Origin of the sequence: Carnobacterium sp. FSL E2-0243 (genome assembly GCF_038003605.1) — a bacterium.
In the GTDB taxonomy this organism is placed as follows: Bacteria; Bacillota; Bacilli; order Lactobacillales; family Carnobacteriaceae; genus Carnobacterium; species Carnobacterium maltaromaticum.
Genome location: NZ_JBBOPM010000001.1, coordinates 3,194,355 through 3,219,570, shown reverse-complemented (window position 1 = coordinate 3,219,570; position 25,216 = coordinate 3,194,355). Strand labels below are relative to the sequence as shown.

Below are 25,216 nucleotides of genomic sequence, written 5' to 3'. Positions count from 1 at the left end.
AAAAACGTTTTTGGACCTTAGAAGAAATATCAAAAATGATCGGCACATCGAAAAAAACCACACATATTCAACTGAACCAAATCAAACAATTAGTTCAAACAAAGTATCAAGGCAATCTTGAAATAAAAAGTGATCGACAAGGTTTTAGCTTAGAACGGAATATTGGATTTAATATTCAAGAATTCACGATTCAGATTTTAAAAGAAGAAATTTTGTTTGTTTTAATTAATACTGCATTAAAAAATGAAACGCAAGATGTGCAATTATTTTTGGAAAAAAATTATATTAGCTTAAGCTTGTATTATTCTTACCAAAAGCGATTAAATCAATTTTTAAAAAAGTACAGTATTCAATTAATTGCAAATCCATACATTCATTTTGAAGGTGAAGAACATAAAATTAGGTTATTTTTATATCAATTTTATTGGGAATTTTTTCAAGGAAACGAGTGGCCTTTTGAAAAAGTTTCGAAACTAGATATCCATAAATTAACAGATAAAATTCAAAATGATATGCAAGATGGGATGGGAGTTACTCAAAAAATACAACTCTCCTATGCTGTAGCAATATGTGCTTCAAGGATAAAAAGTGGATGTTATATTGAAAAAGAGCACAGCCTACCCTTTAAAAGAACTAATGTTCTTTTAAATATTTTTAATTTTTATGGAAATGTCATTAAGACTTGGTCGCATAAAGTTCCAAATATAGAAAATGAAATTGTATGTCTCTGGTATTTAAGTGGTATGTTTGCCACTGTTTCTTTGAAGGATTGGGAAACTGCAGACGAATCTGATGCTAACCAACAAGCAGTTCAATTAATCAATAATTTAGTTCAGAATTTGGATTTTATATTTAAGGAAAAAAATAAAGAGCAAGAACTTGTTTGTCAGTTATTATTTTCAATTTACCAAGAACAAAATTATTTTGAATTAGTTTTTGAGACTAATAGTAAGGAACTTCAAAAGCAAGTTCCTTCGTCTATTTTTAAGAGAATAAATAATTGCGTGGAGCACTTAGCTTGTTTAATGAAAAAAGACAAAGACAACGCACAATCTGACAGATTGCTCAAAAGATTTTTTGATCTATTATTACCAATGATTCAAGAATCACTAAACAAAGTTAAAGTGAAGCTGTATACAGTTGGAACACCCTATGATTATTTTTTGCAAAAAAAAGAGTTGGAAATGCGCGATAAAAGTTTGCTAGTTGTTGAAAATAGTGCAAATGAAGAATTGGATTTAATTATTAGTGATTTCTATTTAGAGGAAGAGTATCAAGTTCCGGTTTTTATAAGATCTTTTCCGAGTACAGATAATGATTGGGAATTATTAAGCAATTTAGTCAGTAAAATAAAACTAAATTTGAAAGGGGTGATTTGAGAATGAAGGGCTATAGTTTGGCTAAAATTTAAGTAAAGGAGGGAAAAATGGATTATTATGAAAAATACTAGAAATAAAATAATCATTTTAGCAGGTATGTTGGTTCTATTAATAGGGAGTGGAGTTTTTGCAATCAATCAATTTTTTACTGCAGGTATTAATGCTAGTGAAGCATTGTCAATAAGAGCAAATAAAGAAACTGTTTTGGTTGATGAGAAATTTGACATCACTTTAAATGAGCAAGGGACACTACAAACAGATAGTGAACAATTGGATTCAAGTGAACCAGCAGCAGATACAGATAGTCAAGCAGATAAAAAAGTATTGGAAAAGGAAATAGCCAGTACAAAAATCCAATTGCCGATAGGTCTTGAATTTGATGCTGAAAAAACAAAACAATTGAATGAGCAATCAGATAAATTCACAGCGACTTGGGATTCAGATACACGTACAATTGAAATCAAGTGGTTAGAGTATCAAACAAAAAATGAACTTATTTTGGCACTTGAAGCTAAAACTCCTGGAACTTATGAATTAGAAGCTATTCGTCAATTTAACGATGAAAAAGAAACCTCTGAGAAGCTAATGATTCAGGTTAAGGAGCTTTTACAAGATTCTACAGCTCCAGTAGTAGAAGAATCAATAGTAAATAAATCTACTGATTCTCTAGTACAACCAGTGATTACGAGACAGACACGAGCTGTTGGAGTAGATGAGCCACCAGTTGCTAGTGAAGGAACTGTAGCAAATGTAACTGATCAAGCAACTTTTATAGCAGCTATGAAAGATACTAATGTTACTCAAATTAATCTTATGAATGACATATTGATTACAAGTGGTCTTACAAATCAACTTCCAGGCTATGCGTTAGGTCCAGCTATGCGAAATGGGAAAACATTGGTTGTTGAAGGTGATTATGATGGAAGTGGCGTAAAGAGACTTGATTTCCAAGGTCTATCTATGCAATTTTATTTTGCTTCAGCAAATCAAAGCATGAATTTAGTGATGCGTAATTTGAAACTAAATGGAACTAATTATTACGGTCCTTTCAGTAATTACACGAATAATGTCAATCAAAACAATTTTAATATGTATTATCATAATGTCGATTACACAGGTTCTCAATTAACAGCTTCTTATGCATCAAAAGCTTATTTCTCAGGCGATGTAAAAGTGGATACTGCTCCTAGTTATGTTTCGTTAAGTGGAGCAACGATGACAACTCAGGATAGAGGGAACTTATACAAACCAGATGGAACGACTGCTGCAGTGACCAATCAGCAAAATATGGAAGCTGGAAATGTAACATTTATGGAAAATGCTCATTTTTGGGGAAGAACAACAGGTTCAGCGAACTTCCATGTTTATGGTGGTGGAAATTTTGATGTTGGGAAAAATGCAGTCATTGATTTAGAGGTAGGTGGACCAAATCAATGGGGGGAATCAGGTAGTACCAATGGTTGGCCAGCTGTTTACCTATTAGCTGGAGCTGAGTTCCGGGTAAGAGATGGTGCAAAAGTAAATATTACAACCAATAAAACCACCGGAATTCAATCAACCGGACGTGGTGGAATTGGAATGGAAAACAACGCTAAACTAATTGTTGAAAGTGGCGCTGAATTGAATATCGATTTAGATAAGACACTTCATAGAAACTACAATGGAGCTTATGGGGATGCCATTCGAATGGGAACTGGTGGTTCAGTATTAGTTCAATCAGGTGGTAAATTAAATCTAGCAATGTCAAATATTTCAAATGGATATGCAAATGCAAGTTATCTAAGTATGATTAATATGACAGGTAGCGGAAGTTTCAATGTTGAGGATGGCGGTTCATTAACGATGAAAAGAACTGGAACAACTTCAACAATTCCGTACAACGGTATTAATGTACAGGGTGCTGGCGGTTCAGTATTAATTGGTCGAAGAGCAACTCTTGATGCAGAATTAGATGGAGCAGGGATATCCAATGTTATCAACATGGCATCAGGTTCTACTTTTAACTTCTCAGATGCTGAATCGGTTGATTTGAGACTTACGAATACGAATACAGCTAGTCGACTAATATCTATGAATGGTACGTTAAATGTAGATATTCAAAATATTATGGCTTGGAATCGTGGGCAAGATATTTTAAATGAGACTGCAGCGAGACAATGGAATCCAATGTATGGCATAAAAACGGTCTATAGTGGTGGAAATGTAACGAGTACAACAGGGAATTCAATTACAAGCTCAGTTACAACAGATTTTCAAGCTAATTTCAGAACACAAAACTTTACGCGCTTGAAATTTGCCTTTATTCCAGATGTTGATTTAGTAATTAATCGTCCTTTAACAGATAACAAAACAAATACAAGTAGCCATGTTATTACAGGTATTGCTTACCCAGGAGCTTTTATTCGGTTAAGTTTGGTTGATGCTAGTGGCAATCCAGTAGCGAATCAGTCACTATTACCAACAGCCACAATCCCTTCACAAATAGAATCAGAACAAGGCAACGTAGCTAATAATTTCCATACGAATGCAGATTCTGAAGGCAATTGGTCTGTTTCACTACCAGCAGGAAGTTATTTAGAAGCTGGTATGAGAATTAAAGGGTATGGCTTTTTAAATGGAAAAGATGCATCTGATACAGCGCTTGTTTTAGATCGTACGGCGCCAGACGCTCCTGTTTTAAATCCAATTAAAGATCAAGATACAACCATTACCGGAACAGCTGAAGTTGGCTCAACAGTTAGAGCCTACAGCGTAGTAGGGGATATCCAACTGGGTAGTGACGTGATTGCAGATAGTACTGGGAAATATACAATTACGATACCAGCAGATAAACGTCCTTTAGTTCCATATTTGGAATACTATACGACGTCTAGTGATCATGCAACGGATGAAGAGGGAAATGCAACCCCAAATACAAGTGCTAAGTCAAATTTACAAGCAGTTGTCGATACCACTCCACCAACCGCTGATCCAAATCCTAAGGAATTTAATTTAGCAGATGGACCAGTCATTTTAGATCAAAATCCACAAAATTACGTTAAAAATATTTTAGATAATCAGGATCCAATTCCTGGCAAAACATTCTCTTTTGAGTTTGTAGCAGGTAAAGGACCAGACCAAATTGACACAACTAAAATTGGTGGACATTCCGTTGTAGTTCGCGTATTTGATCAGGCTAAAAATTATATTGATGTAACGGTAGGGATTAGTATTATTGATGATTCTGTTGTATCTGGTGTAAATATTTTCTTAAAAGCAACAGATTTTAGCATGATTGTTCCAGAATTTAATGATTTAACTACAACTGAGCTATTACATGCTGAATTAATAAAACGAAGTCAAGCTGTTGCATGGAATAAAGTAACAGGAGTACCTGTTCAGACTGAAATCGGGACAGATGGAGGTATTTCAGGTGTAGTAGGAAGTTACAACCTCTCAGTTCGTGCATTAGATGTTACTCCGGCAACCTATTTAAGTAAATCGGTCGTTGGAACAGTAACTGGTGGGACAATTGAATTTTTCCAAGCACCGAAAGATGTTGATTTTGGATCGAAAGAAATTTCTTCTCGTAAAAAAGTTTACACTCCGACAGAGGATGTTTCAATGATTATTGAAGATTCTCGTGGGAAAACGGCTAATTGGGAATTGTATTTAAAGGTTGGGAAAGATTTAACCTTAGACAACAATGAGGCCATTTCTCTACCCGGTGCGTTACGTTTTGTAAATTCTTCTAATGAGGAAGTAGAGATTAATGACCAATCTGGTTTAGTTCATAGCCAAACGGGTTCATTATCACCTATGAAGACAACCGTTAGTTGGAATCGTTCTTTAAATCAAGGTTTGTTGCTTCGCGTTAATCCAGGTCAAGCGACCAAAGGTTCATACACTGGAGAATTAGTGTGGACTTTAATGGATACTGCAGAAAATGAAAAAAGTTCTAGCGCAACAACACCAGATTAAATGGATGAAACAAAATGTAGGGGAGAGGAGCAGTAAAAAATGAAAATAAAAATAGGATTTCTTCTACTACTTTTAGGACTTTCCTTTAATTTTCTAGCTGTCTCAACGAATGTGTATGCAGATGGCGCAGAATCAGATGTAGGGATTTTCTTTAGTGATATAGAAGAAGTGCCAAGTAAACCTGATTTACCCAATTTAAAACCGAATCCGACGCCAGAAAAGCCGAATACAGGTGGGACAACATTTCCACAAACGGGTGAAAAGGCTGGATTCAGTAGCTATATTAGTGGTCTTGGAGTAGTAGCAGTTGCCATTTTCTTAGTAAATAAAAATAAAAAAAGAAGTCAGAATGGAGAATCATAACATGAAAGTAACAAAATTAGTTTTAGGGAGTTCATTAATTTTAGGAAGTTTAGTAATTGGACAAATAGGAGCTTTTGCAGGAGAAACAGGGGATTCTGCTCGCTCAACGGCAGATGTTGAATATACAGTCAATACAAATCCGATTAATCCAACCGATCCAACCGATCCAGGCAATGAAATTAAACCAGATCCAGAAAATCCTGGTACTGGAAATGCTGGTCCGTTAAGTATTGACTATATTTCAAACATTACTTTTGGACAAAAAGTGGCTTCTGGGAACGCAGCAACTTATAATGCGGCTTTAAGTCGTGTCATCAATAAAGATGATTCTGCTAAGCCTGTTCCAAATTATGTTCAGGTAACAGATAACCGTGGAACAATTTCTGGTTGGAATCTTGCGGTTAAACAAGAAGGGCAATTTAAGAACACAAAAGGTTCATTATTAGGTGCAGCAGAATTAAGTCTGTTAAATGGAACAGCAAACTCAGCGAATGCTGTAGTTGGAGCAATCCCATCAACGAACAAAAATATTGCTTTGAAATTAAATGCATCAGGTAACGGTGTAAATTCAACGGTTATGACTGCAACTTCTGGACAAGGTTCTGGAACGTGGACAACAATGTTTGGAAAAGATACTACTGAAGGAGCAGAATCAGTTCAATTACATGTGCCTGCTAATACAAAAATTGAAAAAGGTGCCTATTCAACGACTTTAGTTTGGACACTTTCAACAGACGCAGCTCAATAAAAGAGAATCGAGGAGAGTAGCCCATGAAAAATTGGAAACTATCTTTAGTGGGACTAGCAAGTATTTCTGGTTTTCTTTTAAGTGGAGTTGAGGTAGAGGCAGCAACGACAGCCACTCTTAATGGAAGTGGAGAGATTAGTTATCTAGAAAATACTACGCATCCACCATTAGTTGACCCAGAAAATCCAGGTGAACCTGGTGGTGAGATTGTTACAGTCCCTCCTAAAGAAGGTACAGCAGGTCCGTTAAGTATTGACTATGTTTCAGATTTTCAATTTGATACGCAACTGATTTCAGGGAATGATGAGCGTTACTATAGTAAGTTAACAACAATTGCAGATAAAGATGGAAGTAATCAACGTGAAGTGCCTAATTTTATTCAAATTACAGATAACCGTGGAAATAACATGGGCTGGTCGTTGTCTGTGAGACAGAATGGACAACTAACTTCCCAAACAACGAATGCGGAATTAACAGGAGCTGCGATTACGATTCACAATTTGACATCAGATGCTAAAAATAATGATGGGAGCAATGGTCCAGTTTTAGCCAGCTCAGCAATGAATAATCAGTTTACGCTAAATCCAAACGGTGCAGTTACACCTTTATTAGTCGCATCAGAAAATCAAGGTTTTGGTACATGGGTCACATTGTTTGGAGAACGTGATAACCCGTTAATTCCAGCTGATACAGCGATAGAGTTAACTGTACCAGGATCAGCAAAAAAAGAAAAAGCACATTATACAACAGAATTATCTTGGATTCTTTCGGACGAACCAAGCAATTAAAAGGAGAATGAAAATGAAATTAACTAAATTAGCAGTAGGAACAATCTTATTAAGTTCAAGTATTTTTGTATCAACGACACCAGCTTTTGCAGCGTTAGAAGATGGACAAGCAGCAAAGGTTGAATCCAACGGTTCTATTACGCTAAGAGAAAAGCCTGTTGACCCAGAAAATCCTGATAACAGTGGTCCTTTGAGAATTAAAAGTATTACAAATATTGAATTTGGAGAGCAGTTTATTTCTGGTGATGACCAAGTTTATAGCGCAAAATATAAAACGGATCTTAATGAAGAAGGCAATGCTTTACCAGATAGCTTAACGGTAATTGATGACCGTGGAACAAATAATGGTTGGGAATTGCAAGTCAAAAATGATGGTTTTCATTCAGCTGACAAATCAATAACACTTGCGAATGCTGAATTGGTTATTGCAACAAAATCAGCACTAAACCTTTCTGCAAATACATTACCAAGCCAATTGAAAACCGTAACGTTAGCAAATGATGGTTTCCATTCAGTTGTTAATGCTAGTCAAAATGAAGGAGTTGGAACAACTACTCATTTATTTGGAACAGCTAAAGCAGATGCTGCTGGAAAAACGGAAAACACAGACGTTCAATTAAAAATTCCAGGGCGTTCAACAAAAGTAAAAGATACGACTTATGAAACAACTTTAACATGGGTATTATTAGATGACCCATCAGCTAACACAAATCCGTAAAAACAAAAAATAGGGGGATATAAAATGAAAACAACAAAATTAGTCGCATTGACAATCTTAGCAAGCACAGGGGTAGCGTTATTTTCTCAAACAGCTTTCGCAGCAGAAACGAATCAAGCTTCTGAGCTGAAATCAAATGGTGTCATTCAATTTAAACAAGACCGTGATCCAGATCCAGAGGGGAACAAAGGTCCATTAAGAATTGAGTCAATTGCTCCAATTAACTTTGGTATTCAAGATATTAGTGGAGATACGAAAACATACAACTCGATTTATACAGAAGATGTAAAAGAAGCTGGCGGACAATATTTGCCATTAAATGTTGTGACAGTAGATGATCGTGGAACAAATGAAGGATGGCAGTTACAAGTAAAAGAAACGCGTCCGTTTTCAGAACTTGATACAGATGGTACGACAGTTAAGCCTGATGGTTCTGTTTTAACAGGTTCAGTTATTACGTTGAAATCGGCAACTGTAGAACGTCCATTGGATAAAATTACAGAACCTATTACTTCTCGCCCGGGAAATGCTACAGCAACAACTGCTGTTAACAGTACTGGTTTCCAAACATTAGTGAGCGCAGATGCAAACCAAGGAATGGGAACTTGGCAAACACTTTTTGGAGAGAAAGTCGATGCAGCAACGGATGCAGGTAAAGCTGTTGAAAATTCTGCTGTAACATTAACAATACCAGGGGATACTGCTAAAGTGAAAGATGCCTTATACCAAGCTGAATTAACTTGGATTTTGTTAAGCACACCAGAATAAAAAACAGTATAGGGGAGTTTTGAAAAAATGAATCAAACAAAAAAAGTACTAGTAGCTCTAACTTTAACTACTGGATTTTTCGTAGCACCAGCGGCATTAGCTGCTGATGTTCCTTCGAAAGGTTATGTAGATTTTAAAAATGAGGACGAACAATTAGGTGGTTCTCTAAGAATTGACCGTGTTTCAGCTATTAATTTTGGAACAGTTGGATTAAAAGGAGATACAGCTGTTTATTCTGCAATCTATACAGCAGATGAAACAGGAACGCCAGGTACATTTTTGCCATTGAATGTTCAAACAACAGATAATCGTGGTACGAATGCTGGTTGGCAATTACAAGTAAAACACTCTCGTCAGTTTAGTGAAATTGATGCAGAAGGTAATCTTGTTCCCGATGGCTCTATTTTAACAAATTCTACATTAGAGTTTACCTCAACATCTGCAGTGGACAACGCTGCGATTAGTGAAGTGGGTAAACTTGGACCTAGTGGATTCAAAAGTGAAACAGTTCTAAATGATAGTTTTAAAACAGTTGTAAATGCAGGTGAAGGTGAAGGTGTAGGAAGTTGGAAATTACTTTTTGGTGCAGTATCAGATACAGCCTCAACAGAAAGTACGCCCGTTCATTCCGATACTGTTAAGCTAACAGTACCAGGTTCTACTCAAAAGAAAGAAAATGTGAATTATGAAGCAGAATTAACATGGACGCTACTTGCAACACCAGAAATTTAATAAGATAGACTTAAAATAACTGAAAATAAAAGGAGAAAAAATAAAATGAAATTAACTAAATTAACTTTAATTAGTGTTGTAACAGCAGGGGCAATTTTAGGAGCAGCATCTCCAGCATTAGCAGATGTAACATACCCTCAAACAGTAGATACAAATGGGGTTGTTCAATTTAAAGATAGTGATGGAAAACCTGCGCCAGTCGATCCTACAGATCCAGATCCAAACCCAGTTGAACCAGAAATTCCAGCTGGAACATCAGGTTTAGTTCGTTTAGATCAAGTTCCAACATTAGATTTTGGAACTGCAACGATTCGTGGAACCAAAGAAACACAAGGAGCGAAATATGTCCGTTTAAATAATGTTGGTGGAGAATTACGTTATTTTGTGCCGGCTTATGTTCAAGTTACAGATGAGCGTGGAACGAATGCTGGTTGGAACGTAAAAGTCAAAGCTTCTGAATTCAAAGCTTACGACGGAGATACTTTGTCAGAAGATCAAGCTGGTTTAGTTGGGGCAACAATCAGTTTTAAAAATGCACATGTAAATAATCACTCTGGAATGACTGCACCAGAAATTACTCAATATAGCCCAGTAGCGAATGAAGTTATTGTGGATGCAAGTGCTACATCAACAGATAAAGTCTTATTAGATGCGGCAGCAACTAAAGGAATGGGAATTTGGAGCACATCATTCTTCGATGCTCCAGCAGGAACAGCTATTCCAACATCTACTGATATTGCCAATGTTCCACAAGATGCGTCAATTGAATTGGCAATTCCAGGTACAGCTCAAAAATCAAAAGATTTCCGTTATGAGTCAACATTAACATGGACAATTAGTGATACACCAGCTTAAATTCATATAGGGGCAGACTTTTCTGAGTTTGAGTGAGTTTAATAAATTTCTTATTAAAATTATGGAGGAATAAAAATGAAATTAACTAAAAAAAGTATCATTGGATTTGTTACCGTAGCAACATTATTAGCAGGGAGTGCTCCAGCAGTTTTTGCTGACGAAGTGGGAACAGCTGGACCAAAAGGGAAGGTTAACTTTGTTGAAGGTGAAATTGATACAAATCCACCAACTGTTATCTCACCAGAAACAGAACCACCAGAAGAAATTAAGCCAGAAGAACCAAACTTTACTACGGGACTATTAAGAATTGTTGATGCTCCAGTATTTGATTTTGGTGATGTTGCAATTTCAAGCTCAAATGCTTTATATTCTGTAAAAACAAATAAATACTCAAAAGTTGTTGATGGAGTTGTTACAGCTACTCCAGTCTACAAAGCACCAATGGTTCAAATCGAAGATAAACGCGGAGAAACTACTACTCAAACGTGGTCATTAGCTGTTTCAGCAACAGAATTTAAAACAGCAGATGATGAAACTTTAACAGGTGCTGAAATTCGTGTTAAAGATAAAGGCATTGTGTTTAATAATACTCGTACGCCAGATAGAGTCGCTCCTGGAAGTGGAATTAACACAACAGCAGCTGGATTTACAATTGGTTCAACAGCAAAAGTTGTATTATCATCTGAAGCTGGAAAAGGAAATGCTCTCACTTCTCTTGCTTTAGATCCGCAATATAAAGAAGGTGGATTTGATAGTGGTTCAGGCACTGTGCAAGCCTATACTGCAGATACCAAAGTGGATAATGTGCAACTTTTCGTACCAGTAACAGCTACAAAAATCACCAATGCTTTATATACTTCAACAATTAGTTGGACATTATCAGATACTCCAGACGCAATAACTAATTAGAAAAAATGATTTAGTGTAAAGGATGAGTTCAATTGAATTCATTCTTTACTTCTATTAAAAATGAAGGAGAACTTAATTTGAAAAAAATGAAAAAAAATATAGTCTTAACTTTATTAGCTACAATCACGCTTTTTATCCCAATAATGAAACCAGTAATGGCTGAAGAAGGCGATAATGGAGCAAATAATGTCTCTGTATCAACCAATATACCAGATAATCAAATTGATAAAAATCAAACCTATTTTGATTTGTTAATGGAGCCAGGAAAAGAACAAGAATTAGAAGTCGTTTTGCGAAATAATACCGACAAAGAAGTGACTATGTTGGCAGATGTGAATACCGCCATTACAAATGATAATGGGGTTGTTGATTATAGTTGGAATGTTGCTTCTGGATTGGAACAGGCAAAAATAAATAATAAAGATGAAGCTAATACAAAAATTGATTTAAAATCAATTGGCTATGATTCAACTTTGAAGCAGCCCCTGTCTGAAATGGCAAGTATTGATAAAGAGATTAAGATTCCTGCAAAATCACAAGTTATAGCAAAAGTGAAAGTAAAGATGCCTGATGAACAAATTGACGGAGTCATTGCTGGTGGTATTTATTTGACTCAAAAAGAAGATACATCTAGTGATGAAGGAAAATCTCAAGGAGTGCAAATTAAAAATAAGTTTGTTTATGTTGTAGGAATTCAAATCAGACAAAATGTTGATATTTCATCTCTTGTACCAGATATGAAATTAGACCCTAAAAAAATTGTACCGACTCAAATTAATCATAGAAACTATTTAGGAATTAATTTACAAAATATCGAACCAGTATTCATCCGTAAATTAACTGTAGATGCAAAAGTTTACAAAAAAGGGAGCGCTGAAGTTCTTCACGAAGCCACTCAAGAGGGCATGAAGATGGCTCCAAACTCAAACTTTAATTTTGGAGTGAACTGGGAGAATCAAGAATTTAAAGCTGGAGATTACCGTGTGAAAGTAACGGCTAAAGCTGAAGACTACAATAAAGAATGGTCTTGGGATGAAGAATTTACTATTACAAAAGATAAAGCTGATGAAATGAACGCAAAAGCTATTGAATTAGAAAAATCAGAAATAGCTTGGTGGGTTTATGCGTTGATTGGAATTGGTTTGCTTCTTTTAGTACTTCTAATTGCCTATTTGATTAAACGCCACATAGACAAAAAGAAAAAAGAAGAAGAATTAAAAAGAAAAAGAGCACTTGCGCGGAAAAGAAAGAAAAAAAATGCAGCAGCAAGTCATAAAAAAAATGAACAAACAAGAAAAAAAGATTAGACTAGGTGGGGAGGAGTAAAGGTAAGATGGATAAAATAATAAATAGGAAAATTAAACTTATTCAGCTCCTTTATTCTTACACTACCTATACTGGATTACAAGAAATAGCTGATTCGATGGGACTAACCATTAAAACCATTCAGTTAGAATTATCAGAAATAGTAGAACAGCTGAACCTAAATAATTATGGTATTAAATTAGTTAATGAAGGTACTACTTATTATTTAGAAAGAGAAGCTATCAATCATATAGATTTACTCTATTTTAGTATAGAAAAAGAATCACTCTTTTTTTTCTTTACTAATAAGTTGTTTTACAATCAATTAAATCCTAAAAAATTATATGAAAGTTATCATTATAGCTACAGCCATTTTCATAAACGAAAAATTGAGTATGGCAACCATTTACTTAAGTATGAGTTGTCTTTTTCTTCAAAACCATTAAGCATAGTTGGAAGTGAAACGATGATTCGTTTTTATTTCTTCTCATTTTATTGGGAGAAGTATGGAAAAATCGAATGGCCCTTTTCTCATGTGGAAAAAGAATGGGTACTGTCTTTAGTCAGAAAAATTGAAAAAGATATCAAACTTATTTTAAGTGAGATTGAACAGTTAAAGTTAGCCTATTGGGTTGCAGTTATTCTTAATCGAACATTGAACGGCCATTTTATAGCAGATAGTCAATTTGTAGAAAAGGAAAGTAATTTTATTGCTCATCAAAAAAATGTAGCTTGGAGAGAGCTCTTTTTTGATGATATAAATAAAGTAGATTCTAATACAATCAATCAAGAGCTGACCTATCTTATGTCTATCGTGCTACTGGTATTAGATGGAAAAAAAATAAGGGGGTTAATTGCTCAAAACCAAGTCGATTACAAGGTTGGTGATGTGATGGATTTATCGCTAAAGTTTTGCCAGAGTGTTCAAAAAGCCTTTAAATTGAAAATTGAATGGGAATTGATGTTAAATTCAGTCTATCTTGTATTTTACAGTGAGATGAAATTGTCAGGAAAAGTACGCAGCCAGAAAGAAAAATACAATGTAAATAAAAATGCAAGTACTTATAAATTATTCATTGAAAAGTATCAAAAATTTAGTTTAGATTTAATAGAAACAACTGAACCATTCAGGTCTTTTATAAACGTTTCTGAACTTTGGGAAGAATTAATGCTAATTGTGTTTCACGTAGCAGATATGGATAGCTATCGACCACGTTTGACAGCACAAATAAAGTTAGCGGCTGGTAATCTAGAGGAAAGATTGTTAATGAACTGTTTGAATCAATTAGACTACAAGATTAAGTATGAAACTGAGGGGAAAAGTCCAGTTGACTTAGTGATAACAGATATTTATTTTGAACAGAGCGATGATGTTACAACCTATTTCCCTTGGAATAGGACAAGTACCCAAGATAATTTTAAACGCTTAAGTCATTTTCTGAAAGAGTTTAAATTCACGAGATAAATAATAGTTTAAGAGTTAATTTAACAAGCCACGACAATGGTACTAATTTTCTAGTGTTATCTAGAAAGTATGGTAGCTTGTTTTTTTAGTTTAATCGGGTGCGTATTTTTCTTTACCTTACAAACGTTCTTACTTGACTATTACACTGTGTCAGACCTTATACTATAAATAAAGACTAAAGTTCCGATTCTATGAGTTAGGCTTTCAAAAGGAAGAAAAATTTCTAGGAGATAAAAAATGTCACATCAAATTTCCTTATTCTTTGTTCGAATCTAAGGGAACTCAAAAAAATTTTATTAGAGGGGGATTCACATGGCACGTCCACAAAGTAAAAGCGAGTTAATTCAGTTAAGTACAGAAAATTATCAAAAGCTAAAAAAATTGATTTCTTCATTTTCAGATGCAGAAAGAATTGGGAAGTTTCCATTTGAAGATCGTGATAAAACGATTCGTGATGTACTAGCTCATTTATATGAGTGGCAACTCATGATGGAAGAGTGGTATAAAGTTGGTATGGAAGGTGGAACTCCTGATGTTCCAGCTAAAGGATACACGTGGAGGACGACCCCAGAATTGAATCAACTGATTTGGAAGAAGTATCAAAAAATGAATTTAGTTGAAGTGGAGGAAAGGTTAGAGACTAGCCATAAACGGATGCTAGTTCTAATCAACGCTCATACGAATGATGAATTGTTTATGCGTAACTGCTATTCATGGACAAAAACAACGACGCTAGGTGCTTATTTTATTTCGGCGACTTCAAGCCATTATGAATGGGCAATGAAAAAAATTAGAAAGTATCAACGCATGATCAAAAAGTAAAAGTGAAAAAAGGGGAGAAAAAGCCATCTAGAGCTAAATCGGGTGGCTTTTTTTGTAATATTCCCTAATAATAAGAACTAATGTAAAAAAATTAGTTTTTTTAAGATAACATACAACTGATTCTTTTATTGAGTGTAGAATATAGAATAATAGGCTAAGAAAGTTATTAAAATCAAGAATAGAACCGATGGAATGCGCTTTCATTTCGTGTCATTTTTGTTATATTTTTGTAATAAATAAACATACCATCTTAAAAATAAGAAATAAAAAGAATTTTCTAATCTAAATATGGCTTTTTTTAATGTCAAATATTACAGTGAAAAAAATAGATAGAAAACGAACGTACGTTTCTAAGGAATTATCGGGATAAAATCATATTCATTGATTTGATTGGTTTGTAATCGTTTTTTTGGTGTTAGATAACTTGTTTTTTAATTGTCAGAAAATTCAGTATTATGATAATTATGTATATAAACAATCGTTATTAAAAGTGGATGTGTTCAAGTTGTAATGTTTTGTTAACCTTTCTTCGATTTGAATACTGTAATCTTATTGGAGTTGAGAAACGTACAAGTGTTCTTGGCATTTGGAAAATAAACATCATGGAGGAATTTACGAAATGAATTTCAATAAATCAGCCCTTTCAACATTAATGATTTTTTCAATGGTTTTCTTAAGTTTGTTTGGGTTACGTGCAAGCAGCGTAAAAGCAGACAAGTTGCCTAATGGTAACTGGGAAATCAAAGATGGAGATACGTTATCTGAAATAGGCTTACAAACAGGATTATCTGTTGATATAATTCGTCTACTTAACCCGACGACAGATCCATTCTTTTTACAAATTGGTTATGAACTTAAATTACAAGAAAGTGCGGATGAATTAGCACAAAAACAAGCAGAACAAGTTAAACTTGCTGAGGGAGCTTCAGAAGAAGCTGTAGTAGCTGTTGAAGCTGCGACAGAAGTTGTTATACCTGCTCCTGAACCAGAAGTAGTACCTGAACCAGAAGTGGTCGCTGAGGTAGCACCAACAAATGAAACAGCTCTTGGAACTTTTGAAGCAACATACTATACTGCTTTTGATGGAACGCAAATTGGAATTACAGCAAATGGAACAGATGTCCGTAATGGTCAAACAACGACAGCAGAAGGCTATCGTATTATTGCTGCAGATCCATCTGTATTACCTTTAAACACCGTTGTCCGTGTGACAACAGGTAATGGAGAGAGTTTCTTAGCTCAAGTCTGTGATACAGGCGGAGCAATTATTGGCGGACGAATCGATATTTTAGTTGGTTCGGTTTCAGAAGCTACAGCATTAGGTCGAACAGTTGCAGATTTAACAATCATTTAATCAAATAACAAATAAAAAAGAGAAACCCAACGCTATTGTTGAGTTTCTCTTTCTACATAGTCTTTGTGTTTAAAAAAAAATCAATTTATTTTTGCCAGTTTGTTTTGCTTCATACAATGCTTGGTCTGCTCTTGTATAAACTGCATTGCTGCCTTCGTAATTATCAACATCGACTTCACTATTAAATTCAGTCATACCAATTGATGCTGAAATGAAAAGTTTATTCGTGTTGTGATTGTACGGGGTTTGAATGAGGCGTTCACGGAACTCTTGAAGAGTAGCATAGGCTTCCTCTCTAGGTAAGTAGGTTAGGAATGCAAATTCTTCTCCACCAATACGATAGAGTTCACCTTTGGTTTGTGGGAGATTCTCTTTTAAAATGGTTGAAAAATGTTTTAATACTTGATCGCCAATATGATGGCCATAGGTATCGTTAATTTGTTTAAAGTCATCAATATCAATAATGGCTAAACAAAAAGTGCTACTACTATTTTGGCTACCGTGAAAAGAATCATTTAAATCCAATGTAAACATCCTACGATTGTAAAGGTTTGTAAGATGGTCCGTAATAGAGCCAGTTCGGTATAGGTTCATTGTTGAAGCAACTGAAACAGCCATATTCACAATAATGATGGTAATTAAAAAAATGGAAGTAAAAATACTGAAATAAATCGCCATAGAAATCAATTTTGGTAGCTCTAGGATTGGTTTAAAGTAAATTGAGAAGATAATTATGCGCGTTGAAATAAAAACAAGTATAAAGTAACTAACAGATTTTTTTAACGATAGTTTGTATTTTTTGATGATAATGCTCACAATTAGGAGAAATACAGTTAAAACAAGGTTATTAAAATAATTTAAGGCGTTGTTTTCTGGTGCAAGAATATATTCAATTGTTTTTCCAAATATTAAAATTCCTGTAGCGATTTCTCCAAGCCGCCGATTTCCATATATAACAGAGAAAAAAACAAAAACATAACGCATATCTATTTTCATTATTTGAGAAACAACAATTTGGTTACTTGATAAAACTAGACTAGAGCATCCAATAAAAATACCAAATAAAATAATCAATAAAGGTGGAGTTGTTGAAAAGTCAGAAGAATATTCTTTGAATCGCTGATTAGATGATATCTTCAACCCTAGAAAATAACAAGTTAAGACTGTGCTTACAATCAGAGCTAAATTAATAATAATTTGATTAAGTATCAACACCATTCTTTCTTCCTCCTATATCGCCTATTTCATTTTATTTTAGTAGTTAATCCAAAAATAGTATAACATACTAGAAGGGTTAATTTCTTTTTAAATAACAACTATGAATGTTTTTTTTAGTTTATTTCATAAAAGATTACTTTAAATTAACTAAATAGGTTAATTCTATAGTACAATAAGAGCAAGAAAAATTATTTTGGAGGTGTGGGTTTTTACCCAGTATGATATTATTTATACGGTTTTTAGTCATTGTTTTATTAATCGGAGCAACGGCTCTTTTTGTAGCGGCTGAGTTTGCTTTAGTAAAAGTTAGAACAAGTCGTTTAGAACAGATGGTTGTTGAAGGTGTAAAGAATGCACCTTTAGCTAAGCTTGTTCATGAACATTTAGATGCGTATTTATCAGCTTGTCAATTAGGAATTACGTTGACTTCGTTGGCTTTAGGTTGGATTGGTGAGTCGACAGTTGAAGCAGCGATTCATCCTATCTTTGTCTGGTTAAATATTCCAGAGGCAGTTACTAAAATTGTAGCCTTTGCAATTGCATTTTCAATTATAACCTTTTTTCATGTTGTTGTAGGTGAATTAGTACCGAAGTCATTTGCTATTTCAAAGACAGAGAACGTGGTTTTAGCAGTTGTGAAGCCTTTGCATGTTTTCTATAAAACGATGTATCCATTTATTTGGGTCTTAAATAGTTCTGCGGCAGGTATTTCAAGAATGCTAGGTTTTGAATTTGCTGGTGAAGGCGATGAAGCTCATAGTGAAGAAGAATTGCGTTTGATTGCTTCAGAAAGTTTTAAACATGGCGATATTAATCAATCTGAGTTGCTTTATTTAAACCGCATTTTTGATTTTGATAATCGTTTAGCGAATGAGGTTATGATTCCAAGACAAGAAATGGCGGTTATGACAACGGATATGACGGTTGAAGAAGCGGCTAAATTATCGTTAGATGAACAGTTCACTAGATACCCTGTAATGAAAGATTCTAAAGATGATATTGTTGGTGTAATTAATTCTCGTGATTTATTTAATGTTTTTGTCAAAAAAACATTGGCTCCAACGGATTCGATTGAATCCTTAATTCAGCCTATTTTACAAGTAATGGAAACTACACCAATTAGTGATTTATTAGAAAAAATGAAAAAAGAGCAGCGTCATATTGCTATTTTACTTGATGAATATGGTGGTACAGAAGGTTTAGTTACTGCGGAAGATATATTGGAAGAAATTGTTGGTGAGATGCGAGATGAATTCGATGCAGATGAAGTGCCTGATATTCGTAAAATCGATGTAGGAAAATATTTGATTTCGGGTAAGGTATTACTAGAGACAGTTGAAAAATTACTTCATATTAAATTTGAAGAAGATAGTGCTGTTAGTACTATTGGTGGTTGGATATTGAATCGAAAATATGATGTTGAACAAGGCGATACGTTTAGTTACAAAAATCTAGAATTTACAGTAGTAGAATTAGAAAATCACACTGTTCAAATGGTGGAAGTTGCAGTTATAGAAAGCTAATAAAAAGAGAATTCAATTTAATTGGATTCTCTTTTTTCACTTTCTGTTTAGTAAAGTAAGCGCCATAAATAAAAAGTAGCATAGGATTCCCAGTTTTTCCAGGCTTTAGCATAATTTAGTACAACTTCCTTAGTTGGTTTTTGTTCTAAGCTTTGACTAAATTGAATCGCACGAAGTAACCCGACATCCGTAACCGGAAATGCTTCAGGATAGCGTAGACAGCGCATTAAAACATAGTTGGCAGTCCAAGGTCCAATTCCGTATAGATCAGTTAAGGTTTTTTCAGAAGCTGCAAAATTATCCATAGCCAAAAGTTTTTCTTTTGATAATTTTTTTGACGCAATTAGTTGAGCAATACCAATAAGATAGTCACCTTTTTTTTGTGATAATTGCAAGCTTGTTAAATCAGAAGCTGCCAAACTTGCAATCAGATCTGGTTTTGGAAAACTCCAGTATTTTACACCTTCGTAATCAATAGATTCTCCGTAAGCTTCAATCAATCTTCTTTTTAATGTATAGGCAAAACTCAAATTAATTAGTTGACCGATAATTCCCCATGCCAATGCTTCGAATAAATCAGGTATTCCGATTAACCGAAGGCCATAAAATTTAGAAACACTTTGTTTTAATACACTATCTTTTTGGGCAAGTGAATAAAATTGAGTGAGATCTCGGTGTAAATCAAACCAATCATAAATGTAGTTGATAATTTTAAGGCGCTCCTCTAGTTGAGTTGGACGTGTATTTTGTAGAAATATGCAAATCAAAAAATGGTCTGGATGATAAGAAATTTCAATAAGCGTATCAACATGCTCTACTTGAATGATACGACGAATTTTTTTTTCATGAATCGTATACAAACTTTCATTTTTTTCTCTAGATAAATAATCTAGGTTAAGTTCATAATTGAAATCTGGGGGCAAAGGAATGTGTATTTGTTGTTCAATTGTTTCACTATAATTGAGTGGTTTCATTAATGTTCTCCTTTAATAAAAAGTTTGTTGGACCGGTTAGCTCTGTCAGAAAAATAGGGAAATTTGTTGTGACGTTTTTTGTCACCACGAAAGTTCATCTTTTTTCCGAAGAGTTGGTTCAAAAGAACTGGCCTTGATAAAAAGTTTGTTGGACCGGTTAGCTCTGTCAGAAAAATAGGGAAATTTGTTGTGACGTTTTTTGTCACCACGAAAGTTCATCTTTTTTTCGAAGAGTTGGTTTAAAAGAACTAACTTAATTATATCCTAGTTTGAAAAAAATAATTTTTAAATCTTGCTATTATAATAGAAGAATCGTATTTTTTGGGTGAATTAGAGTATACTGATGGTAGAAAAAACGAATGGAGGACTACAAGATGGGAAGGAAAATAACAGATGCTCAATGGCAAGCTATTGTAACAAATGATAGTCAATTTGATGATGTTTTTTTCTATGGAGTTAAAACAACAAAAATATTTTGTCGTCCATCTTGTAAGTCTAGAATTCCAAATCGTGAAAATGTGGAATTTTTTCTAGACAAGGAAGAGGCTTTGAAAGCAGGTTATCGCTCTTGTAAGCGATGTAAGTCTGGTGGGGAACGTGTCCCAGATGATGAATGGACGGATCAAATTAAAGATTTTATCGAAAAATTTTACCGAGAACATTTAACTTTAGATATCATTGCTTCGGAATGTCATGGTAGTCCCTATCATCTTCATCGTGTCTTTAAGAAACAAATGGGCATAACGCCACTGAGTTATTTGCATCAAATTAGAATTGAAAAAGCACAAGAACTTTTGGTACATCACCAACTGGATATTCAAAAAATTGGTGAAGCTGTTGGGATTCCAAATAGTGCTCAATTTTCGACTTTATTTAAAAAGATAACTAAAATGACGCCATCTGAATATCGCCGATTAAAAGTGGAAAGGAATGAGTAATATGAGCGAAATAAAACACATTTATTGGAGTCAATTGAATTTTTTAGAGTGGCAGATGATTGTCGCAAAGACTGAGAAAGGACTTTGTTTTATTGGAAGTAATCAAGGGACTGCGAAGGAATTAGAAAAGTGGATGAGAAAAAGATACTCTGACTTTAAATTGATTCAAGATGATGATAAATTAGCAGCTTCGATTGAAGCTTTGACAAACTATTTAAAAGGGAAGCAGAGAGATTTCAAGATAGAATTAGATATAATTGGAACGGATTTTCAAAAAGATGTCTGGGAATCCTTAAAAGCTATCCCTTATGGAGAAACAAGAAACTATTCAATGATTGCTGATTCTATTAAGCGACCAAAAGCAGTTAGAGCTGTTGGAACTGCGATTGGGGCAAATCCACTTTTAATTATCGTACCTTGTCATCGGGTTTTAGGGAAAAATAAACGATTAACAGGCTACCGAGGTGGTTTAGCAATGAAGGAACGATTAATTGCATTGGAAAGTGCTAAATAGGTAGAAGCTGGGAGCGAAGGATAAGCGCACTCAGCTTTTTTGTCATGGTTTTTGTTGCTTTGTCATGGTTCTTGTTGCTTTAGCAACTTAGAACCATGATACACATCCATCGAAGATGGACTGTGATCCTAAGCTATTGGTTTACAGAGGTTCTTGTTGATTTAGCAACTTAGAACCATGATACACATCCATCGAAGATGGACTGTGATCCTAAGCTATTGGTTTACAGAGGTTCTTGTTGATTTAGCAACTTAGAACCATGATACACATCCATCAAAGATGGACTGTGATCCTAAGCTATTGGTTTATTTAGATCTTATTAATTTGAACTTTTGTCACAAAAACAATAGAAATCTTCTTTTTATAAGAAAACAGTTGGCATAAAAGCAATAGTATGATAGGATTTTTAAGGTATATATCTTTGTGAAAAAAATAGTTTTTTTAAGAGGAAGGAAGGTTTGAATGATTGAACTGATTGCAACAGCTGAATCAATTGAACAGGCACAAGCATTAATTGAAGCAGGTGTTGATACGTTGTATATTGGTGAGGATTTCTATGGCTTGCGTTTGCCAACCTCATTTAATTTGGAAGAAATTGAAAAAATAACGAAACTAGCTCACGGAGGAAAGACGCAGATTTGTGTTGCAGTTAATGCTATTATGCATAATGATCGCATTGATTTTGTGGGACCATATTTAAAAAAATTAGCTGAAATTGGTGTGGATCGGGTTGCGATAGGTGATCCAGGAGTTATTCACATTTTAAAAACAGAAAAAATCCCGTTACCTTTTGTCTATGATGCTCAGATTATGGTAACAAGTAGTAAACAAATTAACTTTTGGGTAAAACGTGGTGCTACTGGAGCTGTTTTAGCTCGAGAATTGCCATATGATGAATTGAAAATTTTAGCACCGAAAATTGATGTTCCAGCGGAATTATTGGTATACGGAGCAACATGTATTCATCAATCCAAGCGTCCTTTAGTTGAAAATTATTTTAACTTTATCGAGAAACCAGAGGATACATCTAAAGATAGAGGTTTATTTATTTCAGAACCGAAAAAGCCAGAAACTCATTACTCGATTTATGAAGATATCAATGGTACACATATTTTTGCAACAAATGATTTAAACTTAGTTTCTGGATTAGAAAAATTAGTTGAAATAGGCTTAACTCAATGGAAGCTCGAGGGGATTTTTACACCAGGACAAGATTTTGTTGAAATTGTGAAGCTGTTTGTGGTGGCGAAGGAAGCTTTACTAGCAGGCATTTGGAATGCGTCATTGCTGGAGGAATTAAATCAAAAAATTGTAGCACTGCATCCAGAAAAACGTGAATTAGATGAAGGGTTTTTTATAAAAGATCCAGATGAAGTTAAATAAGGAGAAAAAAATGAGAAAAATACTAAAAAAACCAGAAGTTTTGGCTCCGGCTGGAACGTTAGAAAAATTAAAAACAGCGATATATTATGGTGCTGATGCCGTTTATATCGGTGGAGATGCCTATGGTTTAAGAAGTAGAGCAGGCAATTTCACTTATGACGAGATGCGCGAAGGTGTCGAATTTGCTAAAAAGTACAATGCAAAAGTTTACGTTGCTGCCAATATGGTTACTCATGAAGGCGATGAAATTGGTGCGGGAGAATTTTTTAGAACGTTACGTGATATAGGTATTAGCGCGGTGATTGTGTCTGATCCAGCATTAATTGAAACCTGTGCGATGGAAGCGCCGGGATTACCCATTCATTTATCTACTCAAGCGTCAGCAACAAATTATCAAACATTAGAGTTTTGGCGCAATGAAGGATTAGAACGTGTGGTACTAGCCAGAGAAGTTGGAATGGCGGAGATTAAAGAGATTCGTGAGCAAACGGAAGTTGAAATCGAAGCGTTCATTCATGGAGCTATGTGTATTTCCTATTCAGGACGTTGTGTGCTTTCTAATCACATGTCACAAAGAGATGCGAATCGTGGTGGTTGTTCTCAATCTTGTCGTTGGAAGTATGATTTATTCGACTTGCCTATTTCTGGTGAGCGCGAATCGTTAGTCGGTGGTCAACCTTTAGAGGAATTTTCAATGAGTGCAGTGGATATGTCTATGATTCATCATATACCTGAGCTTGTGGAAAACGGTGTAGATAGTTTGAAAATCGAAGGTCGGATGAAATCAATTCATTATGTTTCGACTGTTTCTAATGTTTATCGCCAAGCGGTAGATACTTATTGTGCTGATCCTGATAATTATGTCTTTAAGCAAGAGTGGGAAGACGAGCTTTGGAAAGTTGCACAAAGAGAACTGTCAACTGGATTTTATTACGGTGTGCCAACTGAAGATGAGCAACTTTTTGGCAAACGCCGTAAAATTCCAGCATATGGCTTTATTGGTCAAGTTTTAGATTACGATCCACTAACTCAGATTGCCACAATTCAACAACGGAATAATTTTGGTGTTGGGGATGATGTTGAGTTTTATGGACCAGGCTTTACTCATTCTCATCAAGTGATTGAGACTTTATGGAATGAAGAAGATGAAGCGATTGATCGTGCACCTAATGCAATGATGACAGTTAAAACAAAAGTAACAACACCTGTAAAACGGTATGATATGATTCGTAAATTACGTTAAAAATAGCCTATCTAAATAACCTATCGAGATTTTTCGATAGGTTATTTTTTTTCGATTATTTAGGTTTAGCAACTTGAAATGGCCAAATTCATTTTCAAAATCAATATGTAAATAAGAATAGTTGCAAAAATAGACACTTCAAACGACAAAATCAAGCCGTTCTTATGAGTCTATATTTTATATAATTGCATTTGTAAGAGAGAGATACCTACAAAAAATGAATTTATTTAGAATGAATAGGCTAAATAAGAGGAGGAAAAAAAGATGTGCACAAGTATTGTGTTAAGAACGATGGATCATAAAAATCTTCTATCGAGAACAATGGATTTTGCATTTGATTTAGATGCAAGACCAACAATTTGTCCTAGAAATTATCAATGGATATCAGGAGTCGATGAATTGTCTTATACTGGGAAATATGCTTTTGTCGGGGCAGGAAAGGACGTTGAGCATTTATTATTTGCAGACGGGGTCAATGAACATGGATTAAGTTGTGCTGCTCTTTATTTACCTGGAGAAGCAGTATATGGACCAGCTGCAAAACCTAATAAGGTAAATTTAGCTCCTCATGATTTTTTACTTTGGATTTTATCAAACTGTAAAAGTATAGCTGATCTACAAAAAAAATTAGGAACAATTAATTTAGTCGATGTAGAGGTTCCTTTGTTAGGAATTACAACACCTCTTCATTGGATTATGACAGATTCAACTGGGCAATGCATGGTGATAGAACCAAGAGATTCTTTATTAAAAATGCAAGAAAACCCAGTCAGCGTCTTAACCAATACGCCTAAATTAGAATGGCATATTTCCAACTTGAGAAATTATATTGGAATTAAGCCTGAACCATTCACATCGAAAATGTTTGGTGAGTTTGAGGCAAAACCATTCTCTCAAGCATCAGGGACCTCTATTTTACCAGGTGGTTATACTCCACCAGAAAGATTTGTTCGTGTTGCCTATTTAAAAGAATACATTAAAAAATCTAAAAACGAAGAAGAAGCGATTACAAATATTTGGCATATTTTGAATAGTGTCTGTATTCCGAATGGTGTGGTAATTCAGGAGAACGGAAGTCCAGATTATACACAATACGTAGCATCTATGTGTTCTGAAAGCCAGACTTATTATTTTTCAACATGTAAAAACAACCAAATTAATAGTGTCAAATTAACGAAGGAATTGATAAGTACATTAACAGAGCCAAAGACGTTTGATATTAAAGAGAATCAAAAATTTAATAGTTTAAATTAAAAA

22 protein-coding genes are annotated in these 25,216 nt (G+C 34.6%); 20 read left to right on the top strand and 2 right to left on the bottom strand.

Translation table 11 applies throughout. The features are described 5' to 3' along the window. Nucleotides 1–35: 35 nt before the first annotated feature. The 14 genes from MHI00_RS15190 (at nt 36) to MHI00_RS15125 (ending at nt 16,166) form a co-directional block, all read left to right on the top strand. Nucleotides 36–1,379, top strand: a complete 1,344-nt coding sequence (locus MHI00_RS15190) for a helix-turn-helix domain-containing protein (protein WP_341114684.1) — start codon at nt 36–38, stop codon at nt 1,377–1,379. Between the two features lie 57 nt (nt 1,380–1,436). Further along, nucleotides 1,437–5,339 carry an adhesive domain-containing protein gene (locus tag MHI00_RS15185; protein ID WP_341114681.1) on the top strand — a complete coding sequence of 1,301 codons (3,903 nt, stop codon included), beginning with the start codon at nt 1,437–1,439 and terminating at the stop codon, nt 5,337–5,339. A gap of 39 nt (nt 5,340–5,378) precedes the next feature. Further along, a complete protein-coding gene (locus tag MHI00_RS15180; protein ID WP_010054865.1) occupies nt 5,379–5,702 on the top strand; it encodes an LPXTG cell wall anchor domain-containing protein in 324 nt (107 codons plus the stop codon). A 1-nt stretch (nt 5,703) separates the two neighbouring features. Continuing rightward, on the top strand, nt 5,704–6,450 hold the full coding sequence (locus MHI00_RS15175; RefSeq protein WP_035064725.1) for a WxL domain-containing protein: 747 nt from the start codon (nt 5,704–5,706) through the stop codon (nt 6,448–6,450). Between the two features lie 23 nt (nt 6,451–6,473). Beyond that, complete coding sequence (locus MHI00_RS15170; RefSeq protein WP_056999047.1) at nt 6,474–7,238, top strand: WxL domain-containing protein; 765 nt, start codon at nt 6,474–6,476, stop codon at nt 7,236–7,238. A 13-nt stretch (nt 7,239–7,251) separates the two neighbouring features. Then, entirely contained in the window at nt 7,252–7,956 is a 705-nt protein-coding gene (locus MHI00_RS15165; protein WP_010054869.1) for a WxL domain-containing protein, read from the top strand. Nucleotides 7,957–7,980: 24 nt separating this feature from the next. Next, nucleotides 7,981–8,724, top strand: a complete 744-nt coding sequence (locus MHI00_RS15160) for a WxL domain-containing protein (protein WP_010054870.1) — start codon at nt 7,981–7,983, stop codon at nt 8,722–8,724. Nucleotides 8,725–8,751: 27 nt separating this feature from the next. After that, nucleotides 8,752–9,456, top strand: a complete 705-nt coding sequence (locus MHI00_RS15155; RefSeq protein WP_287430673.1) for a WxL domain-containing protein — start codon at nt 8,752–8,754, stop codon at nt 9,454–9,456. A gap of 45 nt (nt 9,457–9,501) precedes the next feature. Next, nucleotides 9,502–10,311 carry a WxL domain-containing protein gene (locus MHI00_RS15150; protein ID WP_035064718.1) on the top strand — a complete coding sequence of 270 codons (810 nt, stop codon included), beginning with the start codon at nt 9,502–9,504 and terminating at the stop codon, nt 10,309–10,311. Between the two features lie 75 nt (nt 10,312–10,386). Next, nucleotides 10,387–11,220 carry a WxL domain-containing protein gene (locus MHI00_RS15145; RefSeq protein WP_010054874.1) on the top strand — a complete coding sequence of 278 codons (834 nt, stop codon included), beginning with the start codon at nt 10,387–10,389 and terminating at the stop codon, nt 11,218–11,220. A gap of 86 nt (nt 11,221–11,306) precedes the next feature. After that, nucleotides 11,307–12,527: a DUF916 and DUF3324 domain-containing protein gene (locus MHI00_RS15140; RefSeq protein WP_341115229.1), complete on the top strand. Its 1,221-nt coding sequence runs from the start codon at nt 11,307–11,309 to the stop codon at nt 12,525–12,527. 26 nt (nt 12,528–12,553) lie between these two features. Continuing rightward, on the top strand, nt 12,554–13,990 hold the full coding sequence (locus MHI00_RS15135) for a helix-turn-helix domain-containing protein (RefSeq protein WP_341114674.1): 1,437 nt from the start codon (nt 12,554–12,556) through the stop codon (nt 13,988–13,990). 312 nt (nt 13,991–14,302) lie between these two features. Then, nucleotides 14,303–14,812 carry a ClbS/DfsB family four-helix bundle protein gene (locus MHI00_RS15130; protein WP_010054880.1) on the top strand — a complete coding sequence of 170 codons (510 nt, stop codon included), beginning with the start codon at nt 14,303–14,305 and terminating at the stop codon, nt 14,810–14,812. Nucleotides 14,813–15,431: 619 nt separating this feature from the next. Continuing rightward, nucleotides 15,432–16,166, top strand: coding sequence for a 3D domain-containing protein (locus MHI00_RS15125; protein WP_015075364.1), 735 nt, complete (start codon nt 15,432–15,434; stop codon nt 16,164–16,166). 69 nt (nt 16,167–16,235) lie between these two features. Here the strand turns inward: MHI00_RS15125 and MHI00_RS15120 are convergent, their stop codons facing one another. Beyond that, nucleotides 16,236–17,384, bottom strand: coding sequence for a GGDEF domain-containing protein (locus MHI00_RS15120; RefSeq protein WP_051926695.1), 1,149 nt, complete (start codon nt 17,382–17,384; stop codon nt 16,236–16,238). Nucleotides 17,385–17,602: 218 nt separating this feature from the next. Here MHI00_RS15120 and MHI00_RS15115 point away from each other — a divergent pair, with 218 nt between their 5' ends. Then, entirely contained in the window at nt 17,603–18,907 is a 1,305-nt protein-coding gene (locus tag MHI00_RS15115) for a hemolysin family protein (protein ID WP_057000984.1), read from the top strand. A gap of 47 nt (nt 18,908–18,954) precedes the next feature. On the opposite strand, the gene MHI00_RS15110 is transcribed toward MHI00_RS15115, so the two are convergent. Then, nucleotides 18,955–19,881, bottom strand: coding sequence for a DNA-3-methyladenine glycosylase 2 (locus MHI00_RS15110; RefSeq protein ID WP_341114670.1), 927 nt, complete (start codon nt 19,879–19,881; stop codon nt 18,955–18,957). 374 nt (nt 19,882–20,255) lie between these two features. Between MHI00_RS15110 and MHI00_RS15105 the strand changes: the two genes are divergently transcribed. From MHI00_RS15105 to MHI00_RS15085, 5 genes are all read left to right on the top strand, one after another. After that, nucleotides 20,256–20,819 carry a bifunctional transcriptional activator/DNA repair enzyme AdaA gene (locus MHI00_RS15105; protein WP_010054885.1) on the top strand — a complete coding sequence of 188 codons (564 nt, stop codon included), beginning with the start codon at nt 20,256–20,258 and terminating at the stop codon, nt 20,817–20,819. A 1-nt stretch (nt 20,820) separates the two neighbouring features. After that, nucleotides 20,821–21,333, top strand: a complete 513-nt coding sequence (locus MHI00_RS15100; protein WP_029452160.1) for a methylated-DNA--[protein]-cysteine S-methyltransferase — start codon at nt 20,821–20,823, stop codon at nt 21,331–21,333. A gap of 462 nt (nt 21,334–21,795) precedes the next feature. Next, the gene (locus tag MHI00_RS15095) at nt 21,796–22,716 is read left to right on the top strand and encodes a peptidase U32 family protein (RefSeq protein WP_010054889.1); all 921 of its coding nucleotides are present in this window, start codon (nt 21,796–21,798) and stop codon (nt 22,714–22,716) included. A gap of 10 nt (nt 22,717–22,726) precedes the next feature. Beyond that, the gene (locus MHI00_RS15090) at nt 22,727–23,959 is read left to right on the top strand and encodes a peptidase U32 family protein (protein WP_056999059.1); all 1,233 of its coding nucleotides are present in this window, start codon (nt 22,727–22,729) and stop codon (nt 23,957–23,959) included. A 264-nt stretch (nt 23,960–24,223) separates the two neighbouring features. Beyond that, nucleotides 24,224–25,213 carry a choloylglycine hydrolase family protein gene (locus MHI00_RS15085; protein WP_015075371.1) on the top strand — a complete coding sequence of 330 codons (990 nt, stop codon included), beginning with the start codon at nt 24,224–24,226 and terminating at the stop codon, nt 25,211–25,213. Nucleotides 25,214–25,216 lie beyond the last annotated feature (3 nt).